Raw genomic sequence first — 22096 nt, forward strand, 5'->3', positions numbered from 1 at the left:
GAAGCGGGGTTCTTCTTTACGGATCGATCAGCCGCGATCGTCCGAGATATCACGTTGGGCAACGCCGGTGTACAGCTGGCGCGGCCGGCCGATCTTGTAGGGGCCGGACAGCATTTCCTGCCAGTGCGAGATCCAGCCAACGGTCCGCGCCATGGCGAAGATCACGGTGAACATGCTGGTCGGAATACCGATCGCCTTGAGGATGATGCCAGAGTAGAAGTCCACGTTCGGATAGAGGTTGCGCTCGACGAAGTAGGGGTCCTTGCGGGCCAGTTCTTCCAGGCGCATGGCCAGCTCCAGCTGCGGATCGTTGATGCCGAGCTCGGCCAGGACTTCGTCGCAGGTCTGCTTCATCACCGTGGCGCGGGGATCGAAGTTCTTGTAGACCCGGTGGCCGAAGCCCATCAGCTTGAACGGATCGTTCTTGTCCTTGGCCTTGGCCACGAACTTGTCGATGTTGGCGACATCGCCGATCTCGTCCAGCATCTTCAGCACGGCTTCGTTGGCACCGCCGTGCGCCGGACCCCAGAGGGCGGCAATGCCGGCAGCGATACAGGCGAAGGGGTTGGCGCCCGAAGAGCCGGCCAGGCGGACGGTGGAGGTGGAGGCGTTCTGCTCATGGTCGGCATGCAGGATGAAGATGCGATCCATGGCTCGGGCCAGCACTGGGCTGATGGGTTTTTCCTCACACGGGGTGTTGAACATCATGTGCAGGAAGTTTTCCGCATAGCCCAGGTTGTTGCGGGGATACATCATCGGCTGACCCATGGAGTACTTGTGCACCATGGCGGCCAGGGTCGGCATCTTGGCGATCAGGCGCATCGCCGAAATCTCGCGGTGCTGCGGATCGGTGATGTCCAGGGAGTCGTGATAGAAGGCCGACAAGGCACCGACCACGCCGCACATGATGGCCATGGGATGCGCATCGCGACGGAAGCCGTTGAAGAAGTTCTTCAGTTGCTCGTGAACCATGGTGTGGTTCTTGATGGTGTCAACGAACTGCGCTTTTTCTTGCGCGTTCGGCAACTCACCCTTGAGCAGCAGGTAACAGGTCTCGAGGTAGTCGGATTTCTCCGCCAATTGCTCGATCGGGTAGCCACGATGCAGCAGGATGCCCTTGTCACCGTCGATGTAGGTGATCTTGGACTCGCACGAGGCAGTGGACATGAAGCCCGGGTCGAAGGTGAACACACCAGTGGAGGTGAGGTTGCGAACATCGATCACGTCCGGGCCGAGGGTGCCGGACATAACGGGCAGGTCAACCGGATCCGCTCCCGAGATGATCAACTGCGCTTTCTTGTCAGCCATTAGGCCTCCTTATTTTGCTTTGAAATCATCAATAAACCCTCCACTCAGGGCCTCGCCCACTATAGAGGGATAAATTTGAAAGTCAATTTACGAAAATATCACCCTAGAGGCGCTTTCTGGGCAGATTGTGCGGCGAAAAGACATTAACACGCAGGCTTCTGAATATCAGCTGGCGACGTCGGGATCGGGTATCCGCGTTTGTCATGAGTAGGCTAACTGTCTATAATTCTCGCCCGACCGTGCCGGGTCGGCGAGCTGATGCCGAGCGGTCGAGACGCTTTCAACAGGAAGCGTGTAGCAGATGTGGAATCTCCTATAACTAGCCCGACCGTAATTGGGCCCTCAGTGTGAAAGAAGCCGTGAATAGCAAACGACCTGTAAACCTAGATCTCAGGACCATCAAACTACCTATCACAGCTTATACCTCGATTCTTCACCGTATCTCCGGCGTCATCCTCTTCCTCGGCATCGCAGTCATGCTCTATGGCCTGCATCTGTCGTTGGGTAGCCCGGAAGGCTTCGGCCAAGTGAAAGCTTTTCTGGCCTATCCGCTGGTCAAGCTTGTGATCTGGGGTCTGCTGTCCGCATTGCTCTACCACCTGGTCGCCGGCATTCGGCACCTGATCATGGATGGTGGCGCCGGCGAAACCCTGCAGGGCGGCAAGCTGGGTGCGCAGCTCGTGCTGGTCATTTCCGCAGTTCTGATCATTCTGGCAGGGGTTTGGGTATGGTAACCAACGTCACCAATCTTTCGCGTTCCGGTCTCTACGACTGGATGGCTCAACGGGTCTCGGCAGTCGTCCTCGCGGTCTACTTCCTCTTTCTCATCGGCTTCCTGATCCTTCATCCAGGGCTCACCTTCGAGCAATGGCACGGCCTGTTCTCCCACACCCTGATGCGCATCTTCAGCCTGTTGGCGCTGGTGTCCATCTGCGTTCATGCCTGGGTTGGTATGTGGACCATCTCCACCGACTACCTGACCACCATGGCAATCGGCAAGGGTGCTACCGCCGTGCGTTTTCTCTTCCAGGCGGTATGCGGGTTCGCGATGTTCGCGTTCTTCGTCTGGGGCGTGCAGATCTTCTGGGGTGTTTGATCTATGTCCACAATTCGTCATATTTCGTTTGATGCCATCATCGTAGGTGGCGGCGGCGCCGGTATGCGCGCCGCCCTGCAACTGGCCCAGTCCGGCCACAAGACCGCGGTGATCACCAAGGTTTTCCCGACTCGCTCCCATACCGTGTCCGCTCAGGGCGGCATCACCTGCGCCATCGCTTCGGCCGACCCGAACGACGACTGGCGCTGGCACATGTACGACACCGTCAAGGGGTCGGACTATATCGGTGACCAGGACGCCATCGAGTACATGTGTTCCGTGGGCCCAGAAGCGGTCTTCGAACTCGAGCACATGGGGCTGCCGTTTTCCCGTACCGAGCAGGGCCGCATCTATCAGCGTCCCTTCGGCGGTCAGTCCAAGGACTACGGCAAGGGTGGCCAGGCCGCACGTACCTGCGCCGCGGCCGACCGTACCGGTCACGCTCTGCTGCACACCCTCTATCAGGGCAACCTGAAGAACAACACGGTCTTCCTCAACGAGTGGTACGCCGTGGATCTGGTCAAGAACCAGGATGGTGTCGTGGTCGGCGTCATCGCCATCGCCATCGAAACCGGCGAGACCGTCTACGTCAAGGCCAAGGCCACCGTGCTGGCCACCGGCGGTGCGGGCCGTATCTATGCCTCCACCACCAACGCCCTGATCAACACCGGTGACGGCGTCGGCATGGCGCTGCGCGCCGGCGTGCCGGTGCAGGACATCGAGATGTGGCAGTTCCACCCCACTGGCATCGCCGGCGCCGGGGTACTGGTCACCGAGGGTTGCCGCGGTGAGGGTGGCTACCTGATCAACAAGCATGGCGAGCGCTTCATGGAGCGCTATGCGCCCAACGCCAAGGACCTGGCCGGTCGCGACGTGGTCGCCCGTTCCATGGTTAAGGAAGTGCTGGCCGGCAACGGTTGCGGTCCGGATGGCGATCACGTGCTGCTGAAGCTGGATCACCTGGGTGAAGACGTGCTGCACAGCCGTCTGCCCGGTATCTGCGAACTGTCCAAGACCTTCGCTCATGTCGATCCGGTCGTCGCACCGGTGCCCGTGATCCCCACCTGCCACTATATGATGGGCGGCATCGCCACCAACATTCATGGCCAGGCCATCACCCAGGACGCCAACGGCAACGACAAGATCATCGAAGGCCTGTTCGCCGTAGGCGAAGTGGCCTGCGTGTCCGTGCACGGGGCCAACCGTCTGGGTGGCAACTCGCTGCTGGACCTGGTGGTCTTCGGGCGTGCTGCTGGTCTGCACCTGGAGAAGGCGCTCAAGGAAGGTATCGAGCACCGCGGTGCCTCGGAAAGCGATCTGGAAGCCTCGCTGCAGCGCCTGTCCGGTGTCAACGAGCGCACCACCGGTGACGACGTCGCCACCCTGCGCAAGCAACTGCAGACCTGCATGCAGAACTACTTCGGGGTGTTCCGCACCGGCGAGTACATGCAGAAGGGCATCGCCGAGCTGGCCGACCTGCGCGAGCGCATCGCCAAGGTCAAGATCAACGACAAGAGTCAGGGCTTCAACACCGCCCGTATCGAAGCGCTCGAGTTGCAGAACCTGCTCGAAGTGGCCGAAGCAACCGCCATCGCCGCCGAGAACCGCAAAGAGTCCCGTGGTGCTCACGCCCGTGAAGACTTCGAAGAGCGCGACGACGAGAACTGGCTGTGCCACACCCTCTATTTCCCCGGTGAAAAGCGGGTCAGTAAGCGTGACGTCAACTTCGCGCCCAAGACCGTACCGATGTTCGAACCCAAGGTTCGGACTTACTAAAGGTGACCACCATGTTGAAAGTCAGCGTTTATCGTTACAACCCGGATCAGGACGGCCTGCCGTCCATGCAGGAGTTCCAGGTCGATACCGGTGGGAAGGACCTCATGGTGCTGGACGTCCTGGCTCTGATCAAAGAGCAGGATGAAGGCTTCTCCTACCGTCGTTCCTGCCGCGAAGGCGTGTGCGGCTCCGACGGTATGAACATCAACGGCAAGAACGGCCTGGCATGCATCACGCCGTTGTCGGCGGTGGTCAAGAACGGCAAGCTGGTCGTGCGTCCGCTGCCTGGCCTGCCGGTCATTCGTGACCTGGTCGTCGACATGAGCATCTTCTACAAGCAGTACGAGAAGGTGAAGCCGTTCCTGCAGAACGAGACCCCGGCACCGGCCATCGAGCGCCTGCAGAGCCCGGAAGACCGCGAGAAGATCGATGGTCTGTACGAGTGCATTCTGTGCGCCTGCTGCTCGACGTCCTGCCCGTCCTTCTGGTGGAATCCCGACAAGTTCCTCGGCCCCGCTGCGCTGCTGCAGGCCTATCGCTTCCTGGCCGACAGTCGCGACACCAAGACCCAGGAGCGTCTGGCCGCCATGGACGATCCGTTCAGCGTGTTCCGCTGCCGTTCGATCATGAACTGCGTGGCGGTCTGTCCCAAGGGGCTGAACCCGACCAAGGCCATTGGCCATGTACGGGCGATGCTGCTGCAGAGCGGTACCTGATCCACGTCCCGCCCGGCCAGTTGTGCCGGGCGGGTTCGTTAGCGACCTTGATAGCTTGATTCAACCAATGTCCATTCAGGGATACCCGGAACCGCATCCGGGCATTGGCGCAGTCGTAGTGAGGCCAGGTCTCGCGTCGAGGCTGGTCATCGGCTGATGCTATCTCTGCCGAAGGGGTGAACTAGATGCACGAAAGTCAGATGCAGCAACTGTGGGACAGCGCTCACCTGTCCGGCAGTAATGCTGCCTATGTGGAAGAGCTCTATGAGCTGTTTCTGCACGATGCCAACGCTGTGCCGGAAGAATGGCGCACCTACTTCCAGAAGCTTCCCGCAGTCACTGGCAATTCGCCGGACGTCGCGCATTCTGCGATCCGCGACCATTTCGTGCTGCTGGGCAAGAATCAGCGGCGAGCTCAGCCGGTCTCGGCCGGTACCGTCAGTTCCGAACACGAGAAGAAGCAGGTCGAAGTCCTGCGTCTGATCCAGGCGTACCGTCTGCAGGGTCATCAGGCTGCCCAACTCGACCCCTTGGGTCTGTGGCAGCGTCAGCCGCCTGCCGATCTGCTGCTCAACCACTATGGGTTGACCGACGCCGATCTGGATACCACCTTCCGTACCGGTGAATTGTTCATCGGCAAAGAGGAAGCAACTCTCCGCGAAATCAGGGATGCGCTGCAAGAGACATATTGCCGCACGGTCGGTGCGGAGTTCATGCACATCGTCGATTCCGAGGAGCGCCGCTGGTTCCTGCAGCGCCTGGAAAGCGTCCGTGGCCGCCCGCAGTATTCGCCGGAAGTCCGTACCCATCTGCTGGAGCGCCTGACCGCCGCCGAGGGTCTGGAGAAGTACCTGGGCACCAAATACCCGGGCACCAAGAGATTCGGCCTGGAAGGCGGCGAGAGCCTGATTCCGCTGATCGACGAGATCATCCAGCGTTCCGGCTCCTATGGGGTCAAGGAACTGGTGATCGGCATGGCCCACCGTGGCCGCCTGAACGTGCTGGTCAATACCCTGGGCAAGAACCCGCGCGACCTGTTCGACGAGTTCGAAGGCAAGAAGCTGGTCGAGCTGGGCTCCGGTGACGTCAAGTATCACCAGGGCTTCTCCTCCAACGTCATGACCCAGGGCGGCGAAGTCCACCTGGCGCTGGCGTTCAATCCCTCGCACCTGGAGATCGTCTCTCCGGTGGTGGAAGGTTCGGTACGCGCGCGCCAGGATCGCCGCGGCGATCGCTCCGGTGACAAGGTCGTGCCCGTGGCCATCCACGGCGACGCCGCCTTCGCCGGCCAGGGCGTGGTCATGGAAACCTTCCAGATGTCGCAGACCCGGGCCTACAAGACCGGCGGCACCCTGCACCTGGTGATCAACAACCAGGTGGGCTTCACCACCAACCGCCAGGAGGACGCGCGCTCCACCGAGTACGCCACCGACGTCGCCAAGATGATCCAGGCGCCGATCTTCCATGTGAACGGCGACGATCCCGAGGCGGTGCTGTTCGTCACCCAGCTGGCGGTCGACTACCGCATGCAGTTCAAGCGGGACATCGTCATCGACCTGGTGTGCTACCGCCGTCGCGGCCACAACGAGGCCGACGAGCCGAGCGGCACCCAGCCGTTGATGTACCAGCAGATCGCCAAGCAGCGCACCACCCGCGATCTCTATGCGGATGCCCTGACCCAGGCCGGCGTCGTCACTGCCGAGCAGGTCCAGGCACAGTTCGAAGCCTATCGCGGCGCCCTCGACGAGGGCCGTCACGTCGTGGCCAGCCTGGTCAAGGAGCCCAATCGCGACCTGTTCGTCGACTGGAAACCCTACCTCGGCCATGCCTGGACCGCCCGGCACGACACCGGCTTCGACCTCAAGACCCTGCAGGACCTGGCCAACAAGCTGCTGCAGGTTCCGGAAGGCGTCGTGGTCCAGCGTCAGGTCGGCAAGATCCTCGAGGATCGCCAGAAGATGACCGCCGGCGGTCTGCCCCTGAACTGGGGCTTCGCCGAGACCATGGCCTACGCCACCCTGTTGCACGAAGGCCATCCGATTCGCATCACCGGTCAGGATGTCGGCCGTGGCACCTTCTCGCACCGTCACGCGGTGCTGCACAACCAGAAGGACGCCGTACCCTACGTGCCCCTGCAGCACCTGGCCGAGAATCAGCCGTCGTTCGAGATCTACGACTCCTTCCTGTCCGAGGAAGCGGTACTGGGCTTCGAATACGGCTACGCCACCACCACGCCCAATGCGCTGGTGGTCTGGGAAGCCCAGTTCGGTGACTTCGCCAACGGTGCCCAGGTCGTCATCGACCAGTTCATCACCAGCGGCGAGATCAAGTGGGGTCGTCTCTGCGGCCTGACCATGCTGTTGCCCCATGGCTACGAAGGCCAGGGCCCGGAGCACTCCTCGGCACGCCTGGAGCGTTATCTACAACTGTGCGCCGAGCAGAACATCCAGGTCTGTGTACCCACCACGCCGGCGCAGATCTACCATCTGTTGCGTCGCCAGGTGATCCGCCCGCTGCGCAAGCCGCTGGTGGTGCTCACGCCCAAGTCGCTGCTGCGCCACAAGCTGGCCATCTCGACCCTGGAAGACCTGGCCCATGGCTCCTTCCAGACCGTGATCAACGAACTGGATCAGATCGATGCCCAGCAGGTGAAGCGCCTGGTGCTGTGCAGCGGCAAGGTCTACTACGACCTGCTGGAAAAGCGCCGCAGCGAGAATCGCCAGGACATCGCCATCGTGCGTCTGGAGCAGCTCTACCCGTTCCCGGAAGACGATCTGGCCGACGTACTGGCCGGCTATCCGAACCTCGAGCGCGTGGTCTGGTGCCAGGAAGAGCCGATGAACCAGGGCGCCTGGTACTGCAGCCAGCATCACATGCGCCGCGCCGTGTCCGGTTACAAGCAGGGCCTGGGTCTGGAATACGCCGGTCGCGATGCGTCCGCCGCGCCGGCCTGCGGCTATGCCTCCATGCACGCCGAGCAGCAGGAAAAACTGCTGCACGATGCTTTCTCCGTTTGATTCGCCACGCGACTACTAGAGATCACTAAGGAAATTCATAGAATGGCTATCGAGATCAAAGCCCCTACCTTCCCGGAATCGGTCGCTGACGGCACCGTCGCCACCTGGCACAAGAAGCCCGGCGAAGCGGTCAAGCGTGACGAACTGCTGGTCGACATCGAAACCGACAAGGTCGTGCTGGAAGTCGTGGCACCGGCCGATGGCGTCCTGGCCGAAATCCTGAAGAACGAAGGCGATACCGTGCTGAGCGAAGAAGTCATCGCTCGCGTGGAGGAGGGCGCCACTGCCGCCGCCGCTCCGGCTGCCCAGCCGGCTGCCGCCAGTGCTCCGGCCGCCGCACCGGCCGCCGGTGGTGAAGAGGATCCGATCCTGGCGCCCGCCGCGCGCAAGATCGCCGAAGAGAACGGCATCGACCCGGCTACCCTGGTCGGCACCGGCAAGGGTGGTCGCATCACCAAGGAAGACGCCGTCGCCGCTGTCGAAGCCAAGAAGTCCGGCGCTGCCGCTCCGGCTGCCAAGCCCGCTGCCGCCGCCGCTCCGGTGGTGACCGCCGCTGGCGACCGCACCGAGAAGCGCGTGCCCATGACCCGCCTGCGCGCCAAGGTCGCCGAGCGCCTGGTTGAAGCCCAGTCCAGCATGGCCATGCTGACGACCTTCAACGAGGTCAACATGAAGCCGATCATGGACCTGCGCTCCAAGTACAAGGACATGTTCGAGAAGAAGCACAACGGCGTGCGCCTGGGCTTCATGTCCTTCTTCGTCAAGGCCGCCACCGAGGCGCTCAAGCGTCAGCCGGGCGTCAATGCCTCCATCGACGGCAACGACATTGTCTACCACGGCTACCAGGACATCGGCGTGGCCGTGTCCAGCGACCGTGGCCTGGTGGTGCCGGTGCTGCGCAACGCCGAGTTCATGAGCCTGGCGGAAGTGGAAGGCACCATCGCCGACTTCGGCAAGAAGGCCAAGGCCGGCAAGCTGACCATGGAAGACATGCAGGGTGGTACCTTCACCATCTCCAACGGTGGTGTCTTCGGTTCGCTGCTGTCCACTCCCATCGTCAACCCGCCGCAGACCGCGATCCTGGGCATGCACAAGATCCAGGAACGTCCGATGGCGGTGAACGGCCAGGTGGTGATCCTGCCGATGATGTATCTTGCGCTGTCCTACGACCATCGCCTGATCGATGGCAAGGAAGCCGTGACCTTCCTGGTCACCATGAAGGACCTGCTGGAAGACCCGGCTCGTCTGCTGCTGGACATCTGATCCGGCTCTCGCGGTGCGGGGCAGGGGCCACGCACCGCTTCAAGTTTTCCTGCCTGAAGCTGCTCCAAGGGGATTAGTGTATGAGCGACAAATTCGACGTAGTGGTGATCGGCGCCGGCCCTGGTGGCTACGTGGCCGCCATCCGCGCCGCGCAGCTTGGCCTGAAGACGGCCTGTGTCGAGCGCTACAAGGGCAAGGAAGGCAAGGTCGCCCTGGGCGGCACCTGCCTGAACGTGGGTTGCATTCCCTCCAAGGCGCTGCTGGACAGCTCCTACAAGTACCACGAGGCCCACGAGGGCTTTAAGGTTCACGGCATCGACGCGCCGAACGTCACCATCGACGTGCCCACCATGATCGGCCGCAAGGACCAGATCGTGAAGAACCTCACTGGCGGCGTGGCCACCCTGTTCAAGGCCAACGGCGTGACCCTGCTGGAAGGCAACGGCAAGCTGCTGTCGGGCAAGAAGGTCGAAGTCACCGGTCTGGACGGCAACGTCCAGGTCGTCGAGGCCGAAAACGTCATCCTGGCGTCCGGCTCGCGTCCCATCGACATCCCGCCGGCTCCGGTGGACCAGAAGGTCATCGTCGATTCCACTGGCGCCCTGGAATTCCAGAGCGTGCCCAAGCGTCTGGGCGTGATCGGTGCCGGCGTCATCGGCCTGGAGCTGGGTTCGGTCTGGGCCCGCCTGGGTGCCGAAGTCACCGTGCTGGAGGCCCTGGACAAGTTCCTGGTCGCCGCCGATGAGCAGGTGTCCAAGGAAGCCTACAAGATCCTCTCCAAGCAGGGTCTGAACATCCGGATGGGTGCTCGTGTGACCGGCTCGCAGGTCAATGGCGAAGAAGTCACCGTCAACTACACCGAAGCCGGTGAAGAAAAGCAGATCACCTTCGATCGCCTGATCGTTGCCGTGGGCCGTCGTCCGGTGACCACCGACCTGCTGGCGTCCGACAGCGGCGTGGAAAGCGACGAGCGTGGCTACATCTACGTCGACGACCACTGCGCCACCAGCGTGCCGGGCGTGTTCGCCATCGGCGACTGCGTGCGCGGTCTGATGCTGGCCCACAAGGCCTCGGAAGAGGGCGTGATGGTCGCCGAGCGCATCGCTGGTCACAAGGCCCAGATGAACTATGATCTGGTCCCCTCGGTGATCTACACCCACCCGGAAATCGCGTGGGTCGGCAAGACCGAGCAGGCCCTGAAGGCCGAAGGCGTCGAAGTCAATGTCGGCACCTTCCCCTTCGCGGTCAGCGGTCGTGCCCTGGCGGCCAATGACACCGCCGGTTTCGTCAAGGTCGTGGCCGATGCCAAGACCGATCGCGTCCTGGGCGTCCATGTGGTCGGCCCGAGCGCGGCGGAGCTGGTGCAGCAAGGCGCCATCGCCATGGAATTCGGCACCAGCGCCGAAGACCTGGGCATGATGGTGTTCTCGCACCCGACGTTGTCCGAGGCGCTGCACGAAGCGGCCCTGGCGGTGAACGGTCATGCGATCCACGCAGTGAATCGCAAGAAGCGGTAAGAGATTTACGGAACCACGGGGTCGCCGACCGCCGTGGAGCCTCAGGGCTCCACCGCAGGAAGGCGCCTCGGACTCTTGTGAGTGGGGTGTGAGACACCCCACTAGGGCAGGGGTCACAGGTGGCGCGGTGCCCGCGACCGTCCGGAGGACGGCTCGGAGAACGCACAGCGTCGAATGCGCAATACCCAACGAAGACGGTAGACAAGCATGAATCTCCACGAGTATCAGGGTAAGCAGCTGTTCGCTGAATACGGCCTGCCCGTTTCCAAAGGCTACGCTGTCGACACCCCCCAGGAGGCCTACGAGGCTTGCGGCCGTATCGGCGGCGACGAGTGGGTCGTCAAGGCCCAGGTACACGCCGGTGGCCGTGGTAAGGCCGGTGGTGTGAAGCTGGTCAAGAGCAAGGAAGAAGCCAAGGAATTCGCCGCCAAGTGGCTGGGCCAGCGTCTGGTGACCTACCAGACCGACGCCAACGGTCAGCCGGTCACCAAGATCCTGGTTGAATCCTGCACCGACATCGATCAGGAGCTCTATCTGGGCGCCGTGGTCGATCGTTCCAGCCGCCGTATCGTGTTCATGGCGTCCACCGAAGGTGGCGTGGACATCGAGAAGGTCGCTCACGACACTCCGGAAAAGATTCTGAAGGCCACCATCGATCCGCTGGTGGGCGCTCAGCCCTACCAGGGTCGCGACCTGGCGTTCCAGCTGGGCCTGAAAGGTGACCAGATCAAGCAGTTCACCCAGATCTTCGTCGGTCTGGCCAAGCTGTTCCAGGACTACGACCTGGCGCTGCTGGAAGTGAACCCGCTGGTGATCAAGAAGGATGGCAACCTGCACTGCCTGGATGCCAAGATCAACATCGACAGCAACGCCATCTACCGTCAGCCCAAGCTGCGTGCCTTCCACGACCCGTCGCAGGACGACGCCCGTGAAGCCCATGCGCAGAAGTGGGAACTGAACTACGTGGCCCTGGAAGGCAGCATCGGCTGCATGGTCAACGGTGCCGGTCTGGCCATGGGTACCATGGACATCGTCAACCTGCACGGCGGCAAGCCGGCCAACTTCCTGGACGTGGGCGGCGGCGCGACCAAAGAGCGCGTGACCGAAGCCTTCAAGATCATCCTGTCCGACAGCAACGTGAAGGCCGTTCTGGTCAACATCTTCGGCGGCATCGTGCGCTGCGACATGATCGCCGAAGGCATCATCGGTGCCGTTAAAGAAGTTGGCGTGAAGGTGCCGGTCGTGGTTCGCCTGGAAGGCAACAACGCCGAACTCGGTGCCAAGGTCCTGGCCGAAAGCGGCCTGAACATCATCGCGGCAACCAGCCTGACCGACGCTGCCCAGCAGGTCGTCAAGGCCGCGGAGGGTAAGTAATGAGCGTCCTGATCAACAAAGACACCAAGGTCATCTGCCAGGGCTTCACCGGTAGCCAGGGTACCTTCCACTCCGAACAGGCCATCGCCTACGGCACCCAGATGGTTGGCGGCGTGACCCCCGGCAAGGGCGGTTCCACCCACCTCGGTCTGCCGGTGTTCAACACCGTGCGCGAGGCGGTGGAAGCCACTGGCGCCGATGCTTCGGTGATCTACGTGCCGGCTCCCTTCTGCAAGGACTCCATCCTGGAAGCGGCCTTCGGCGGTATCAAGCTGATCGTCTGCATCACCGAGGGTATCCCCACCCTCGACATGCTGGATGCCAAGGTGAAGTGCGACGAACTGGGCGTGCGCCTGATCGGCCCGAACTGCCCCGGCGTCATCACCCCCGGCGAGTGCAAGATCGGCATCATGCCCGGTCACATTCACCTGCCGGGCAAGGTCGGTATCGTGTCGCGTTCCGGCACCCTGACCTATGAAGCCGTGAAGCAGACCACCGACGCCGGCTTCGGCCAGTCCACCTGCGTGGGCATCGGCGGCGATCCCATCCCGGGTTCGAACTTCATCGATATCCTGAAGCTATTCCAGGAAGATCCGCAGACCGAAGCCATCGTGATGATCGGCGAGATCGGCGGCAGCGCTGAAGAAGAAGCCGCGGCCTACATCAAGGCCAACGTGACCAAGCCGGTGGTGTCCTACATCGCCGGCGTCACCGCTCCGCCCGGCAAGCGCATGGGCCACGCTGGCGCCATCATCTCCGGTGGCAAGGGCACTGCGGACGAGAAGTTCGCCGCCCTGCAGGACGCCGGTGTGAAGACCGTGCGGTCCCTGGCCGACATCGGCAAGGCCTTGGCCGAGCTGACCGGTTGGGAAGTCAAGCAGGCCTGAGCCTGACTGACTGTAGAAAAGGCCGCCTCCGGGCGGCCTTTTTCATGGGCGCGTTCATTACGCCTCATCAGCTGCCGGCTGCCTTTTCGCCGGTAATTCGTTAGGATGGCAACCTTCCGCTCCAACGGCCACGCCGTGGCCCCGCCAAGACCTGCTCCCATGAGGGCGGGCTGCCTCGTTTTCCTCATTGCTGGTACTGCCTTCCATGAAAGCTTTGCAAAGCCGGGATGTCCTGGCCCTTGGATTCATGACGTTCGCGTTGTTCGTCGGCGCGGGCAACATCATCTTTCCCCCGATCGTCGGTCTGCAGGCGGGCGAGCACGTCTGGAGCGCCGCCCTGGGCTTCCTGCTGACCGCCGTCGGCCTGCCGGTGCTGACGCTGATCGCCCTGGCGCGGGTCGGCGGTGGCATGGATGCCCTGAGCAAGCCGCTCGGCCAGACGGCCGCCCGCACCCTGGCCATCGTCTGCTACCTGTCGGTGGGGCCGCTGTTCGCTACGCCGCGCACCGCCACGGTGTCCTTCGAGGTCGGCGTCGCGCCGCTGCTGGGCAACGGACCCATACCGCTGTTTCTCTACAGCCTGGCCTACTTCCTAGTGGTGCTGGTGGTCTCGCTCTATCCGGGACGCCTGCTCGACACCGTGGGACGCTTTCTTGGTCCGCTGAAGATCCTGGCGCTGGCAGTGCTGGGTGGTGCGGCGCTGTTCTGGCCGGCCGGCGGTCCTGCCACGGCAGCGCCGGACTATGCTTCGCGGGCGCTGTCCCAGGGCTTCGTCAACGGCTACCTGACCATGGATACCCTGGGCGCCCTGGTGTTCGGTATCGTCATCGTCAACGCCATTCGCGCCCGGGGCGTGACGGCGCCGCAATTGCTGACGCGCTATACCATCATCGCCGGCCTGATCGCCGGGGCAGGGCTGGTGCTGGTCTACCTGAGCCTGTTCCAGCTCGGCGCTGGCAGCGGGTCGCTGGTGCCCCACGCCAGCAATGGCGCCGAGGTCCTGCATGCCTATGTGCAGCACACCTTCGGCAGTGTCGGCAGCGACTTTCTCGCGGTGCTGATTACCCTGGCCTGTCTGGTCACGGCGGTGGGCCTGACCTGCGCTTGCGCGGAATTCTTCAGTGAATTCCTGCCCTTCAGCTATCGCAGCCTGGTGGTTCTGCTGGCGGCCTTCTCGCTGCTGGTGTCCAACCTGGGGCTGACCCAGCTGATCCAGATTTCGGTGCCCATCCTGACCGCCATCTATCCGCCCTGCATCGCGCTGGTGGTGCTGAGCTTCTTCACCGCCCGCTGGGCGGCGCCCGGACGCATTCTCGGCCCGGTGCTGCTGGTCGCCCTGGCCTTCGGCATCCTCGACGGCCTGCAGGCGGCGCACCTGACGGTGCCCTATCTGAGCGGTGCCGTACAGTGGCTGCCGCTGGCCGACTCGGGGCTGGGCTGGCTGTTGCCGGCCGTGGTGGTGGGCCTGGTCGCCCTGACGCTGGAAAGCCTGCGGCCTGGCGAACGCGTCCAAGCGGACGAGGCCGAGCCGGATCCCTCGCGCTCCTGAATCAGCCGCCCACAAAAAAGCCCGCATAAGCGGGCTTTTTTCGTATCCAGACAGCTTACGGCTTGGGCTGGGTAGCCGGCGCGTTGCCGTTGGCGGTACCGGTAGCCGGGCTGACCGAGGTGGCTTCGCCTTTGGATTGCTCCTTGGCGGCCTCGTTGGCAGCTTCGTTACGCTGCTCGGCAGCCTTGTTGCTCTGCTCGGCGGCTTTGTTCAGGTTTTCCTGAGCTTTCTGTTCGGTCTTGGCAGCATCCTGAGCCTTGTTTTCGGAAGGCTTGTCACAGGCAGCGAGGCCGAAGGCGGCAGTGAAGAGCAGGGCGATGGCGAAGGGCTTTTTCATGTGTTTTCTCCTTATGAACTACACGACAGCCGTTCGAGCGCACCGTTAAAAGTTAAGTTCCGCGTCTAGCTCGAGCATCGCGCAAATTCCTACCTGCATCGCGAACCGAGCGCGCCAAGGTTGAAATGTCTCCGGGCGCCCCCATCTCGGCGACATCGCCAGGCATCTGGTGCGTACCTATCGATAGCGGAGTTCGTAGCATGAGTGTGGAGACTCAAAAGGAAACCCTAGGCTTCCAGACCGAAGTGAAGCAGCTGCTTCACCTGATGATTCACTCGCTGTATTCCAACAAGGAAATCTTCCTGCGCGAATTGATTTCTAACGCCTCCGACGCGGCCGACAAGCTCAGATTCGAGGCCTTGTCCAAGCCCGAACTGCTCGAAGGCGGGGATACGCTGAAGATTCGCCTGAGCTTCGACAAGGAGGCCGGCACGGTCACCCTCGAAGACAACGGCATCGGCATGAGCCGCGAAGAGGTGATCGCCCACCTCGGCACCATCGCGAAGTCCGGCACCGCCGACTTCCTGAAGAACCTCAGCGGTGACCAGAAGAAGGATTCCAACCTCATCGGTCAATTCGGCGTGGGCTTCTACTCGGCCTTCATCGTCGCCGACCAGGTGGATGTCTATACCCGCCGTGCCGGCCAGCCTGCCGCCGAAGGCGTGCACTGGTCGTCGAAGGGGGAAGGGGAGTTCGAGGTCGCGAACATCGACAAGCCCGAGCGCGGTACCCGCATCGTGCTGCACCTCAAGCCTGAGGAAACCGAATTCGCCGATGGCTGGCGCCTGCGCAACGTGGTCAAGAAGTACTCCGACCACATCGGCCTGCCCATCGAGCTGCCCAAGGAGCAGCAGGGTGGCGAGGACGAGCAGCCGACCGCCGCCGAGTGGGAAACCGTCAACCGTGCCAGCGCGCTCTGGACCCGTCCGCGTACCGAACTCAAGGACGAGGACTACCAGGAGTTCTACAAGCACGTCGGCCATGACTTCGAGAATCCGCTGACCTGGAGCCACAACAAGGTCGAGGGCAAGCTCGAATACACCTCGCTGCTGTACGTGCCGGCCCGTGCGCCCTTCGATCTGTATCAGCGCGAAGCACCCAAGGGCCTCAAGCTCTATGTGCAGCGCGTCTTCATCATGGACCAGGCCGACCAGTTCCTGCCGCTGTACCTGAGATTCATCAAGGGTGTGGTGGATTCCAACGACCTGTCGCTGAACGTCTCCCGCGAGATCCTGCAGAAGGATCCGGTGATCGACTCCATGAAGTCGGCGCTGACCAAGCGCGTGCTGGACATGCTGGAGAAGCTGGCCAAGAGCGAACCGGAAAAGTACCAGTCGTTCTGGGGCCACTTCGGTCAGGTGCTCAAGGAAGGTCCGGCGGAAGACTTCGCCAACCGCGAGAAGATCGCCGGTCTGCTGCGCTTCGCCTCGACCCACAACGGCGACGACGCTCAGAACGTGTCCCTGGCTGACTACATCGGCCGCATGAAGGAAGGTCAGGACAAGATCTACTACCTGACTGGCGAGAGCCATGCCCAGATCAAGAACAGCCCGCACCTGGAAGTCTTCCGCAAGAAGGGTGTCGAGGTGCTGCTGCTGACCGATCGCATCGACGAGTGGCTGATGAGCTACCTCACCGAATTCGACGGCAAGCACTTCGTTGACGTCGCTCGTGGCGATCTCGACCTCGGCAAGCTGGACAGCGAAGAAGACAAGCAGGCCCAGGAAGAGGTCGCCAAAACCAAGGAAGGCCTGGTCGAGCGCCTCAAGCAGGCCCTGGACGCCCAGGTCAGCGAAGTCCGCGTTTCCCATCGTCTGACCGATTCGCCGGCGATCCTGGCCATCGGTGAGCAGGACCTGGGTCTGCAGATGCGCCGGATCCTGGAAGCCAGCGGCCAGAAGGCGCCGGACTCCAAGCCGATCTTCGAGATCAATCCGCAGCACCCGCTGATCGAGAAACTCGATGGCGAGCCCGATGAGGACCGCTTCGCCGACCTGTCGCACATCCTGTTCGATCAGGCTGCACTGGCCGCGGGCGATAGCCTCAAGGATCCCGCCGCCTATGTCCGCCGGTTAAACAAACTGCTGGTGGAATTGTCCGCTTAAAGATAGAGAAGCCCGCCTCGGCGGGCTTCTTTCTATCCACCCTTTGGAGGACCCCATGGTCGATGTCACTGTAAAACCCGTTGCCTACGAAATCGATGGTGAACCGTTCGAGAGCCAGCTGGTGTACGCCACCAGCGGTAATCCGACCCGTCCGGGCGTATTGTTTGCACCCAACTGGATGGGGGTGTCCCATGGCGCCGTCGAGCAGGCCAAGGCGCTGGCCGAGGCCGACGGCCTGGCTTACCTGGTAGTGGATTTCTACGGTCGCAATGTGCGTCCGCAGAACGCCGACGAGGCCCTGGCGGCCATGACGCCGATCCGCGGCGATCGCGCCCTGCTGCGCCAGCGCATGCAGGCAGCCTATGCGGCCCTGGTCGCCCAGGCCGAGACGGCGGCGGTGGACGTCCACCAGATCGCTGCTATCGGCTTCTGTTTTGGCGGCTGCGCGGCTCTGGAACTGGCGCGCGACGGGGCCCCGCTGAGCGCCGTGGTGACCTTCCACGCCAATCTGGATACGCCCAACCCGGCCGATGCGGCGCGTATCACCGGTCCGGTGCTGGTGCTGCACGGCGCCGCCGATCCCATGGTGCCTGACGAGCAGCTCGCTGGCTTCCGCCAGGAAATGGATGCCGCCCAGGTGGATTGGCAGTTGCTGAGCTATGGCGGCGCGGTGCATTCCTTCACCGATCCCGAAGCCAATAATCCGGGCAAGCAGCAGTACCACCCGGTTGTGGCCAAGCGCGCCTTCCTGGCGATGCACAACCTGTTCGACGAAGTCTTCGCCCAGGGCTGAGTGCTTTCCCTGCCTGCCGGTACCCGGAACGGGTCTGGCAGGCTCAGCCGCTGATCACTTCGTCGGTGAAGGCCAGCGGTCCATGGCAGCGTCGGCACAGATAGCGCCGTCCCTTGCGTACCAGGGCGTGCCGCTGGGCGGTGAACTCGAAGCGACCATCCGGGCAATTGCAGCGATATAGATAGAGCGTTCGGGCGCGCTGTGGCAGCTCATAGGTATGGCAGCGATCCGGCGGCAAGCCATAGACGCCCCGCATGATCAGCTGCCACTGCTCGCCATGGGGCCTGATACGGCCACCGAACAACTGATGCGCCACCAGATGCGCCACCTCGTGAGCGACGGTCTGTTCGAGAAAGTGGACGGTATTTTCCTGATAGAGCTGCTTGTTGAATCTCAGCCAATTCTCGGTGAGATGGGCAACGCCTGCGCGCTGGCCACGCAAGGCCAGGCTGACGTCGGGACGAGGAAAGCGGCGTTTGAAGAAGGCCTCGGCCTGGCGATAGCAGTCTTCGACCCGGTCTTTGAGTGGTTCAGGCATGGGCAACCTCTGGGGAACCGGGCAATTATGCCGAAGCTCGTGCCTGCGCCCTAGCGTCCGCGGTCGGCTGGTGACCGTAGTGCCGCCGTAGCGTATCCATGGCCGCGTTGATGGCTTGTAGCCGGCCGGTGCTGCCGCCGTGATCGGGATGATGACGGCTGGCGAGCTGGCGATAGCGGCGGCGGATCTGGCCGTAGTCGGCCGAGCGATCCAGGCCTAGCAGGCGCAGGGCTTCCAGCAGTTCCGACTCGCCATTGACCAGCGCCCAGAAGTGATTGAGCAGATCGGCCACGTCTTCCGGGGTGGTGGTTTCGAGCTGGGTGAGATCCAGGTAGTAGGCGCGCAACGGATCGGCCACCACCAGCCCGGCACGGGCGCGCAGGTAGGGCCGCAGTTCGATGCGCAGGGCGCTGATGATGAGTTCGGCGCGCTGTTCGGCGCGCAGTTGGTCACGCAGGCGGTAGAGCGCGTTGAAGACGCGAAAGTGCAGGCGGAAGAGTTCGTAGTTGTCGGTCACCGGGCGCGGGGGCACCAGGGGCGACCCCGCCCGGCGCAAGGCCTGCAGCAACTCGTACTCCGACAGGCCGGACTTGGCCCGGAGCAGTTCCTGATGGAGCGCCGTCATGAGCGCCTGGGTCTCGCTCATGGCTGCCGGTCGCTGCGGACTGACGTTCGGGGTAGGGCGGCGGACGCTTTGCGCGTAAAATGCCGGCCTTTCGTTTTTTCCTTTCGCGGATTCATCCATGGGCACCCTTTCGGTCAACCAGAACAAGCTGCAGAAACGCCTGCGCCGTCTTACCGGCGAAGCCATCGCCGACTACAACATGATTGAGGACGGCGACAAGGTCATGGTCTGCCTGTCCGGTGGCAAGGACAGCTACACCCTGCTCGACATGCTGCTCTATCTGCAGAAGGTCGCGCCGATTCGCTTCGAGATCGTGGCGGTCAACCTCGACCAGAAGCAGCCGGGCTTTCCTGAGCACGTTTTACCTCAGTACCTGAAGGAACTGGGAGTCGAGTACCACATTCTGGAACGTGATACCTATTCCGTGGTGAAGGAAAAGATCCCCGAGGGCAAGACCACCTGTTCGCTGTGCTCGCGCCTGCGGCGGGGCATCCTCTACACCTTCGCCGACGAGATCGGTGCGACCAAGATGGCGCTGGGCCATCATCGCGACGACATGGTAGAAACCTTCTTCCTCAATTTGTTCCATGGCGGCACGCTCAAGGCCATGCCCCCCAAGCTGCGGGCCGATGACGGCCGCAACGTGGTGATCCGCCCGCTGGCCTATTGCAACGAAAAGGACATCGAGGCCTACGCGCTCTTGCGCGAATTCCCCATCATTCCCTGCAACCTCTGCGGCTCCCAGGAAAACCTGCAGCGCAAGGTGGTCAAGGAGATGCTGCTGGAGTGGGAGCGCAAGACGCCGGGGCGTACCGAGATCATGTTCCGTGCCCTGCAGAACGTGGTGCCGTCGCAATTGGCGGATCGCGAGCTGTTCGACTTCGCCAGTCTCAAGATCGATGACAGCGCGACGCCGCGCTTCGTCCAGGTGATGAATCTCTGATGCGGGATTACGCCTGGCTGCTCGAATACGCTCTCAACCGCTGCGGCTCCCGCGCGGCCCTGGAGGCGCGGCTGCCGCAACCGGTGGACGCCGCGACCCTGAGGTCCGTGGGCGATGACCGCTATCTGTCGCTGCTGACCCGCCGCATCTTTCGCGCCGGACTCAAGCACAGCCTGGTGGATGCCAAGTGGCCGGCCTTCGAGGAGGTCTTCTTCGGCTTCGATCCGGAGAAGGTGGTGCTCATGGGCGGCGAACGCCTGGAGCGGTTGATGCAGGATGCGCGGCTGATCCGCCACCTGGGCAAGCTGCGTAGCGTGCCCATCAACGCTCAGATGGTGCTCGATTTCCAGCGCAGCCACGGCAGCTTCGGCCAGTTGCTGGCCGATTGGCCGGGGCAGGACATTGTCGGCCTGTGGGAGCTGCTGACCAAGCGTGGCAATCAGTTGGGTGGCCTGTCGGCGCAGCGCTTCCTGCGCATGGCCGGCAAGGACACCTTCCTGGCGACCGACGACGTGGTGACGGCCCTCAAGGCGCAGAACATCCTCGACAAGGCGCCCACCGCCAAGCGCGATCGGCAGAAGATGCAGGAGGCCTTCAACCTCTGGCAGGAACAGAGCGGGCGTCCGCTCTGCCAGCTGTCGGTGATGCTGGCTCTGACGGTGAATCATTGAGTGATGCCCTGACGCGCGCTCAAGGCCTGCTCGAACGGGCTGAGCGGGTGCTGTTCATCACCGGGGCAGGGCTGTCCGCCGACTCGGGCTTGCCGACCTATCGCGGCCTGGGTGGGCTGTACAACGGCCTCACCGAAGAGGGCGTTCCCATCGAGGCGGCGCTGTCGGGCAGCATGTTGCGGCAGCGTCCCGACGTCTGCTGGCGCTACCTGGCTCAACTCGGAAAGGCCTGCGCCGCGGCGGTGCCCAATGCGGCGCACCGGGCGATTGCCGCTTTCGGCGTGCGTCACCTTGGCAGCTGGGTGCTGACCCAGAACATCGACGGCTTTCATCGACAGTCGAGATTTCCAGCGGAGCGTTTGATCGAGATCCATGGGCAACTCGAACCGCTGGCCTGCATGAGGTGTGGCCAGGCGGTAGCGGATGCCCAGGCCTGTCTGGCAGGTCCGTTGCCACCGCGCTGTCACTCTTGCGGCGGGATCCTGCGGCCACCCGTGGTCCTGTTCGAGGAAGCCCTGCCGATCACCGAACTGCAGCGTCTGCAGGATGCAGCGGAGGAGGGCTTCGATCTGGTGATCGCCGTCGGCACCACGGCGGCCTTCGGCTATATCCAGGCGCCGATCGGGCAGACCCTGGCGCAGGGTGGTGACCTCATCGAGATCAATCCGGACCGTTCGTCGCTGAGTGGCTTGGCGACCGTTCAACTCAAAAAAAGGGCCGTAGACGTCCTTCCTCGGCTTTTAAGTCACATCGAGGGCTAAAAAAACTTGCCATCTGTGATCCAGGTCGGCAAGGTGTCGAAACTTTGAAAAAACGACACGGTCGTGCCCATGCCAAGGAACCGCCTCGCACCCCTCGTGCCCCTGTCTTTTGTCTGTCTGCTCGCCGCCTGTGCGAGTGCGCCGCAAAGTCCCGACACCACCATTACCCAGGATTCGCCCGTTACCTCCCGGACGTTCCAGACCGCTTCGCTGCATGGCCTGGGTGGCGCTGGCAACGGCTCCGCGCCTGTGGAGGCCGAGGGTGCTCAGCAACGCCCGGTCTTCCCTCATACCCAGTCGCCGCATCAGCTCGACTGGGAGCGCGAGGTCGGCCCGCGCCAGGCGCTGCCGAATCTGGCGGACCAGATCCTCGACCGTGCGACCCAGCTAGTGGGCACGCCTTATCGCCGTGGCGGCAGTAGCCTGGCCGGTTTCGATTGCAGCGGTTTCGTCAATTATGTGTTCCGCGAGCGGGCCGGCATGACCCTGCCGCGCTCCACCCGCGAGATCATCGATCTCGAAGTACCGGTAGTCAGCAAGAACGACCTGGAACCTGGCGACCTGTTGCTGTTCAATAGCAACGGCCGTGGCCGGGTCAGTCACACCGGTATCTACATGGGCGAAGGCAAGTTCATCCATTCCTCCAGTCGCCGGAGCGGCGGGGTGCGGGTGGACAGCCTGAACGACCAGTACTGGAAGGTGAGTTTCCTGGAAGGCAAGCGCGTATTGCGCTGAGGCGTATCGCCGCGATCTTCGCCGGTGCGCTTCGAGGACCCGTCGAGGCTGCGTGGCAGGCCGACGGTGATCGATGGATAACTAA

At 62.9% G+C, this 22096-nt stretch carries 20 protein-coding genes; 16 read left to right on the forward strand and 4 right to left on the reverse strand.

What is annotated here, in order from left to right; all coding sequences use genetic code 11:
• Positions 1-27: 27 nt before the first annotated feature.
• On the reverse strand, positions 28-1308 hold the full coding sequence (gltA, locus tag AX284_RS10725) for a citrate synthase (RefSeq protein WP_017638893.1): 1281 nt from the start codon (positions 1306-1308) through the stop codon (positions 28-30).
• A 347-nt stretch (positions 1309-1655) separates the two neighbouring features.
• Between gltA and sdhC the strand changes: the two genes are divergently transcribed.
• The 10 genes from sdhC to brnQ all read left to right on the forward strand — a co-directional run bounded on the left by sdhC (position 1656) and on the right by brnQ (position 14503).
• Positions 1656-2042 (forward strand): succinate dehydrogenase, cytochrome b556 subunit, encoded by a 387-nt coding sequence (gene sdhC / locus AX284_RS10730; RefSeq protein ID WP_026083585.1) that lies wholly within the window; start codon positions 1656-1658, stop codon positions 2040-2042.
• On the forward strand, positions 2036-2404 hold the full coding sequence (gene sdhD / locus AX284_RS10735; protein ID WP_017638892.1) for a succinate dehydrogenase, hydrophobic membrane anchor protein: 369 nt from the start codon (positions 2036-2038) through the stop codon (positions 2402-2404). The genes sdhC and sdhD overlap by 7 nt, the downstream gene beginning before the upstream one ends.
• 3 nt (positions 2405-2407) lie before the next feature.
• Positions 2408-4180 carry a succinate dehydrogenase flavoprotein subunit gene (sdhA, locus tag AX284_RS10740; protein WP_026083584.1) on the forward strand — a complete coding sequence of 591 codons (1773 nt, stop codon included), beginning with the start codon at positions 2408-2410 and terminating at the stop codon, positions 4178-4180.
• An 11-nt stretch (positions 4181-4191) separates the two neighbouring features.
• Positions 4192-4896, forward strand: coding sequence for a succinate dehydrogenase iron-sulfur subunit (locus AX284_RS10745; RefSeq protein ID WP_017638890.1), 705 nt, complete (start codon positions 4192-4194; stop codon positions 4894-4896).
• A 185-nt stretch (positions 4897-5081) separates the two neighbouring features.
• A complete protein-coding gene (locus AX284_RS10750) occupies positions 5082-7913 on the forward strand; it encodes a 2-oxoglutarate dehydrogenase E1 component (RefSeq protein WP_064306648.1) in 2832 nt (943 codons plus the stop codon).
• 42 nt (positions 7914-7955) lie between these two features.
• On the forward strand, positions 7956-9176 hold the full coding sequence (gene odhB / locus AX284_RS10755) for a 2-oxoglutarate dehydrogenase complex dihydrolipoyllysine-residue succinyltransferase (RefSeq protein ID WP_064306647.1): 1221 nt from the start codon (positions 7956-7958) through the stop codon (positions 9174-9176).
• An 80-nt stretch (positions 9177-9256) separates the two neighbouring features.
• Positions 9257-10693: a dihydrolipoyl dehydrogenase gene (gene lpdA, locus AX284_RS10760; RefSeq protein ID WP_017638888.1), complete on the forward strand. Its 1437-nt coding sequence runs from the start codon at positions 9257-9259 to the stop codon at positions 10691-10693.
• Between the two features lie 207 nt (positions 10694-10900).
• Positions 10901-12067 (forward strand): ADP-forming succinate--CoA ligase subunit beta, encoded by a 1167-nt coding sequence (gene sucC, locus AX284_RS10765; RefSeq protein ID WP_064306646.1) that lies wholly within the window; start codon positions 10901-10903, stop codon positions 12065-12067.
• The gene (gene sucD / locus AX284_RS10770; RefSeq protein ID WP_017638886.1) at positions 12067-12954 is read left to right on the forward strand and encodes a succinate--CoA ligase subunit alpha; all 888 of its coding nucleotides are present in this window, start codon (positions 12067-12069) and stop codon (positions 12952-12954) included. The genes sucC and sucD overlap by 1 nt, the downstream gene beginning before the upstream one ends.
• Before the next feature lie 205 nt (positions 12955-13159).
• A complete protein-coding gene (brnQ, locus tag AX284_RS10775; RefSeq protein WP_064306645.1) occupies positions 13160-14503 on the forward strand; it encodes a branched-chain amino acid transport system II carrier protein in 1344 nt (447 codons plus the stop codon).
• Between the two features lie 55 nt (positions 14504-14558).
• On the opposite strand, the gene AX284_RS10780 is transcribed toward brnQ, so the two are convergent.
• The gene (locus AX284_RS10780) at positions 14559-14840 is read right to left on the reverse strand and encodes a hypothetical protein (RefSeq protein ID WP_007159246.1); all 282 of its coding nucleotides are present in this window, start codon (positions 14838-14840) and stop codon (positions 14559-14561) included.
• Positions 14841-15040: 200 nt separating this feature from the next.
• On the opposite strand from AX284_RS10780, the gene htpG reads away from it, so the two are divergent.
• Together htpG and AX284_RS10790 are read left to right on the forward strand one after the other, a co-directional pair.
• A complete protein-coding gene (gene htpG, locus AX284_RS10785; RefSeq protein ID WP_064306644.1) occupies positions 15041-16945 on the forward strand; it encodes a molecular chaperone HtpG in 1905 nt (634 codons plus the stop codon).
• A 55-nt stretch (positions 16946-17000) separates the two neighbouring features.
• Positions 17001-17738 carry a dienelactone hydrolase family protein gene (locus AX284_RS10790; protein WP_068385307.1) on the forward strand — a complete coding sequence of 246 codons (738 nt, stop codon included), beginning with the start codon at positions 17001-17003 and terminating at the stop codon, positions 17736-17738.
• A gap of 43 nt (positions 17739-17781) precedes the next feature.
• Here AX284_RS10790 and AX284_RS10795 read toward each other — a convergent pair whose 3' ends face one another.
• Positions 17782-18276: a SprT family zinc-dependent metalloprotease gene (locus AX284_RS10795; protein WP_068385310.1), complete on the reverse strand. Its 495-nt coding sequence runs from the start codon at positions 18274-18276 to the stop codon at positions 17782-17784.
• 25 nt (positions 18277-18301) lie between these two features.
• The gene (locus AX284_RS10800; RefSeq protein WP_017638881.1) at positions 18302-18922 is read right to left on the reverse strand and encodes a DNA-J related domain-containing protein; all 621 of its coding nucleotides are present in this window, start codon (positions 18920-18922) and stop codon (positions 18302-18304) included.
• Between the two features lie 97 nt (positions 18923-19019).
• On the opposite strand from AX284_RS10800, the gene ttcA reads away from it, so the two are divergent.
• The 4 genes from ttcA (at position 19020) to AX284_RS10820 (ending at position 22011) form a co-directional block, all read left to right on the forward strand.
• Positions 19020-19844, forward strand: coding sequence for a tRNA 2-thiocytidine(32) synthetase TtcA (gene ttcA / locus AX284_RS10805; RefSeq protein ID WP_068385313.1), 825 nt, complete (start codon positions 19020-19022; stop codon positions 19842-19844).
• The gene (locus AX284_RS10810; RefSeq protein ID WP_017638880.1) at positions 19844-20515 is read left to right on the forward strand and encodes a DNA-3-methyladenine glycosylase I; all 672 of its coding nucleotides are present in this window, start codon (positions 19844-19846) and stop codon (positions 20513-20515) included. Before ttcA ends, AX284_RS10810 begins: the two co-directional genes overlap by 1 nt.
• On the forward strand, positions 20512-21276 hold the full coding sequence (locus tag AX284_RS10815) for an NAD-dependent protein deacylase (RefSeq protein WP_068385316.1): 765 nt from the start codon (positions 20512-20514) through the stop codon (positions 21274-21276). Before AX284_RS10810 ends, AX284_RS10815 begins: the two co-directional genes overlap by 4 nt.
• Positions 21277-21372: 96 nt before the next feature.
• Positions 21373-22011 carry a C40 family peptidase gene (locus tag AX284_RS10820; protein ID WP_153015341.1) on the forward strand — a complete coding sequence of 213 codons (639 nt, stop codon included), beginning with the start codon at positions 21373-21375 and terminating at the stop codon, positions 22009-22011.
• The last annotated feature ends 85 nt before the right edge of the window (positions 22012-22096 follow it).

This window comes from Pseudomonas sp. HUK17, from assembly GCF_001566765.1.

What these genes read in the sequence shown, in the direction of transcription:
- gltA (WP_017638893.1), bottom strand. Translation starts at nt 1,308, where the DNA reads ATGGCTGACAAGAAAGCGCAGTTGATCATCTCGGGAGCGGATCCGGTT.
- sdhD (WP_017638892.1), top strand. Translation starts at nt 2,036, where the DNA reads ATGGTAACCAACGTCACCAATCTTTCGCGTTCCGGTCTCTACGACTGG.
- sdhA (WP_026083584.1), top strand. Translation starts at nt 2,408, where the DNA reads ATGTCCACAATTCGTCATATTTCGTTTGATGCCATCATCGTAGGTGGC.
- AX284_RS10745 (WP_017638890.1), top strand. Translation starts at nt 4,192, where the DNA reads ATGTTGAAAGTCAGCGTTTATCGTTACAACCCGGATCAGGACGGCCTG.
- AX284_RS10750 (WP_064306648.1), top strand. Translation starts at nt 5,082, where the DNA reads ATGCACGAAAGTCAGATGCAGCAACTGTGGGACAGCGCTCACCTGTCC.
- odhB (WP_064306647.1), top strand. Translation starts at nt 7,956, where the DNA reads ATGGCTATCGAGATCAAAGCCCCTACCTTCCCGGAATCGGTCGCTGAC.
- lpdA (WP_017638888.1), top strand. Translation starts at nt 9,257, where the DNA reads ATGAGCGACAAATTCGACGTAGTGGTGATCGGCGCCGGCCCTGGTGGC.
- sucC (WP_064306646.1), top strand. Translation starts at nt 10,901, where the DNA reads ATGAATCTCCACGAGTATCAGGGTAAGCAGCTGTTCGCTGAATACGGC.
- sucD (WP_017638886.1), top strand. Translation starts at nt 12,067, where the DNA reads ATGAGCGTCCTGATCAACAAAGACACCAAGGTCATCTGCCAGGGCTTC.
- brnQ (WP_064306645.1), top strand. Translation starts at nt 13,160, where the DNA reads ATGAAAGCTTTGCAAAGCCGGGATGTCCTGGCCCTTGGATTCATGACG.
- AX284_RS10780 (WP_007159246.1), bottom strand. Translation starts at nt 14,840, where the DNA reads ATGAAAAAGCCCTTCGCCATCGCCCTGCTCTTCACTGCCGCCTTCGGC.
- htpG (WP_064306644.1), top strand. Translation starts at nt 15,041, where the DNA reads ATGAGTGTGGAGACTCAAAAGGAAACCCTAGGCTTCCAGACCGAAGTG.
- AX284_RS10790 (WP_068385307.1), top strand. Translation starts at nt 17,001, where the DNA reads ATGGTCGATGTCACTGTAAAACCCGTTGCCTACGAAATCGATGGTGAA.
- AX284_RS10795 (WP_068385310.1), bottom strand. Translation starts at nt 18,276, where the DNA reads ATGCCTGAACCACTCAAAGACCGGGTCGAAGACTGCTATCGCCAGGCC.
- AX284_RS10800 (WP_017638881.1), bottom strand. Translation starts at nt 18,922, where the DNA reads ATGAGCGAGACCCAGGCGCTCATGACGGCGCTCCATCAGGAACTGCTC.
- ttcA (WP_068385313.1), top strand. Translation starts at nt 19,020, where the DNA reads ATGGGCACCCTTTCGGTCAACCAGAACAAGCTGCAGAAACGCCTGCGC.
- AX284_RS10810 (WP_017638880.1), top strand. Translation starts at nt 19,844, where the DNA reads ATGCGGGATTACGCCTGGCTGCTCGAATACGCTCTCAACCGCTGCGGC.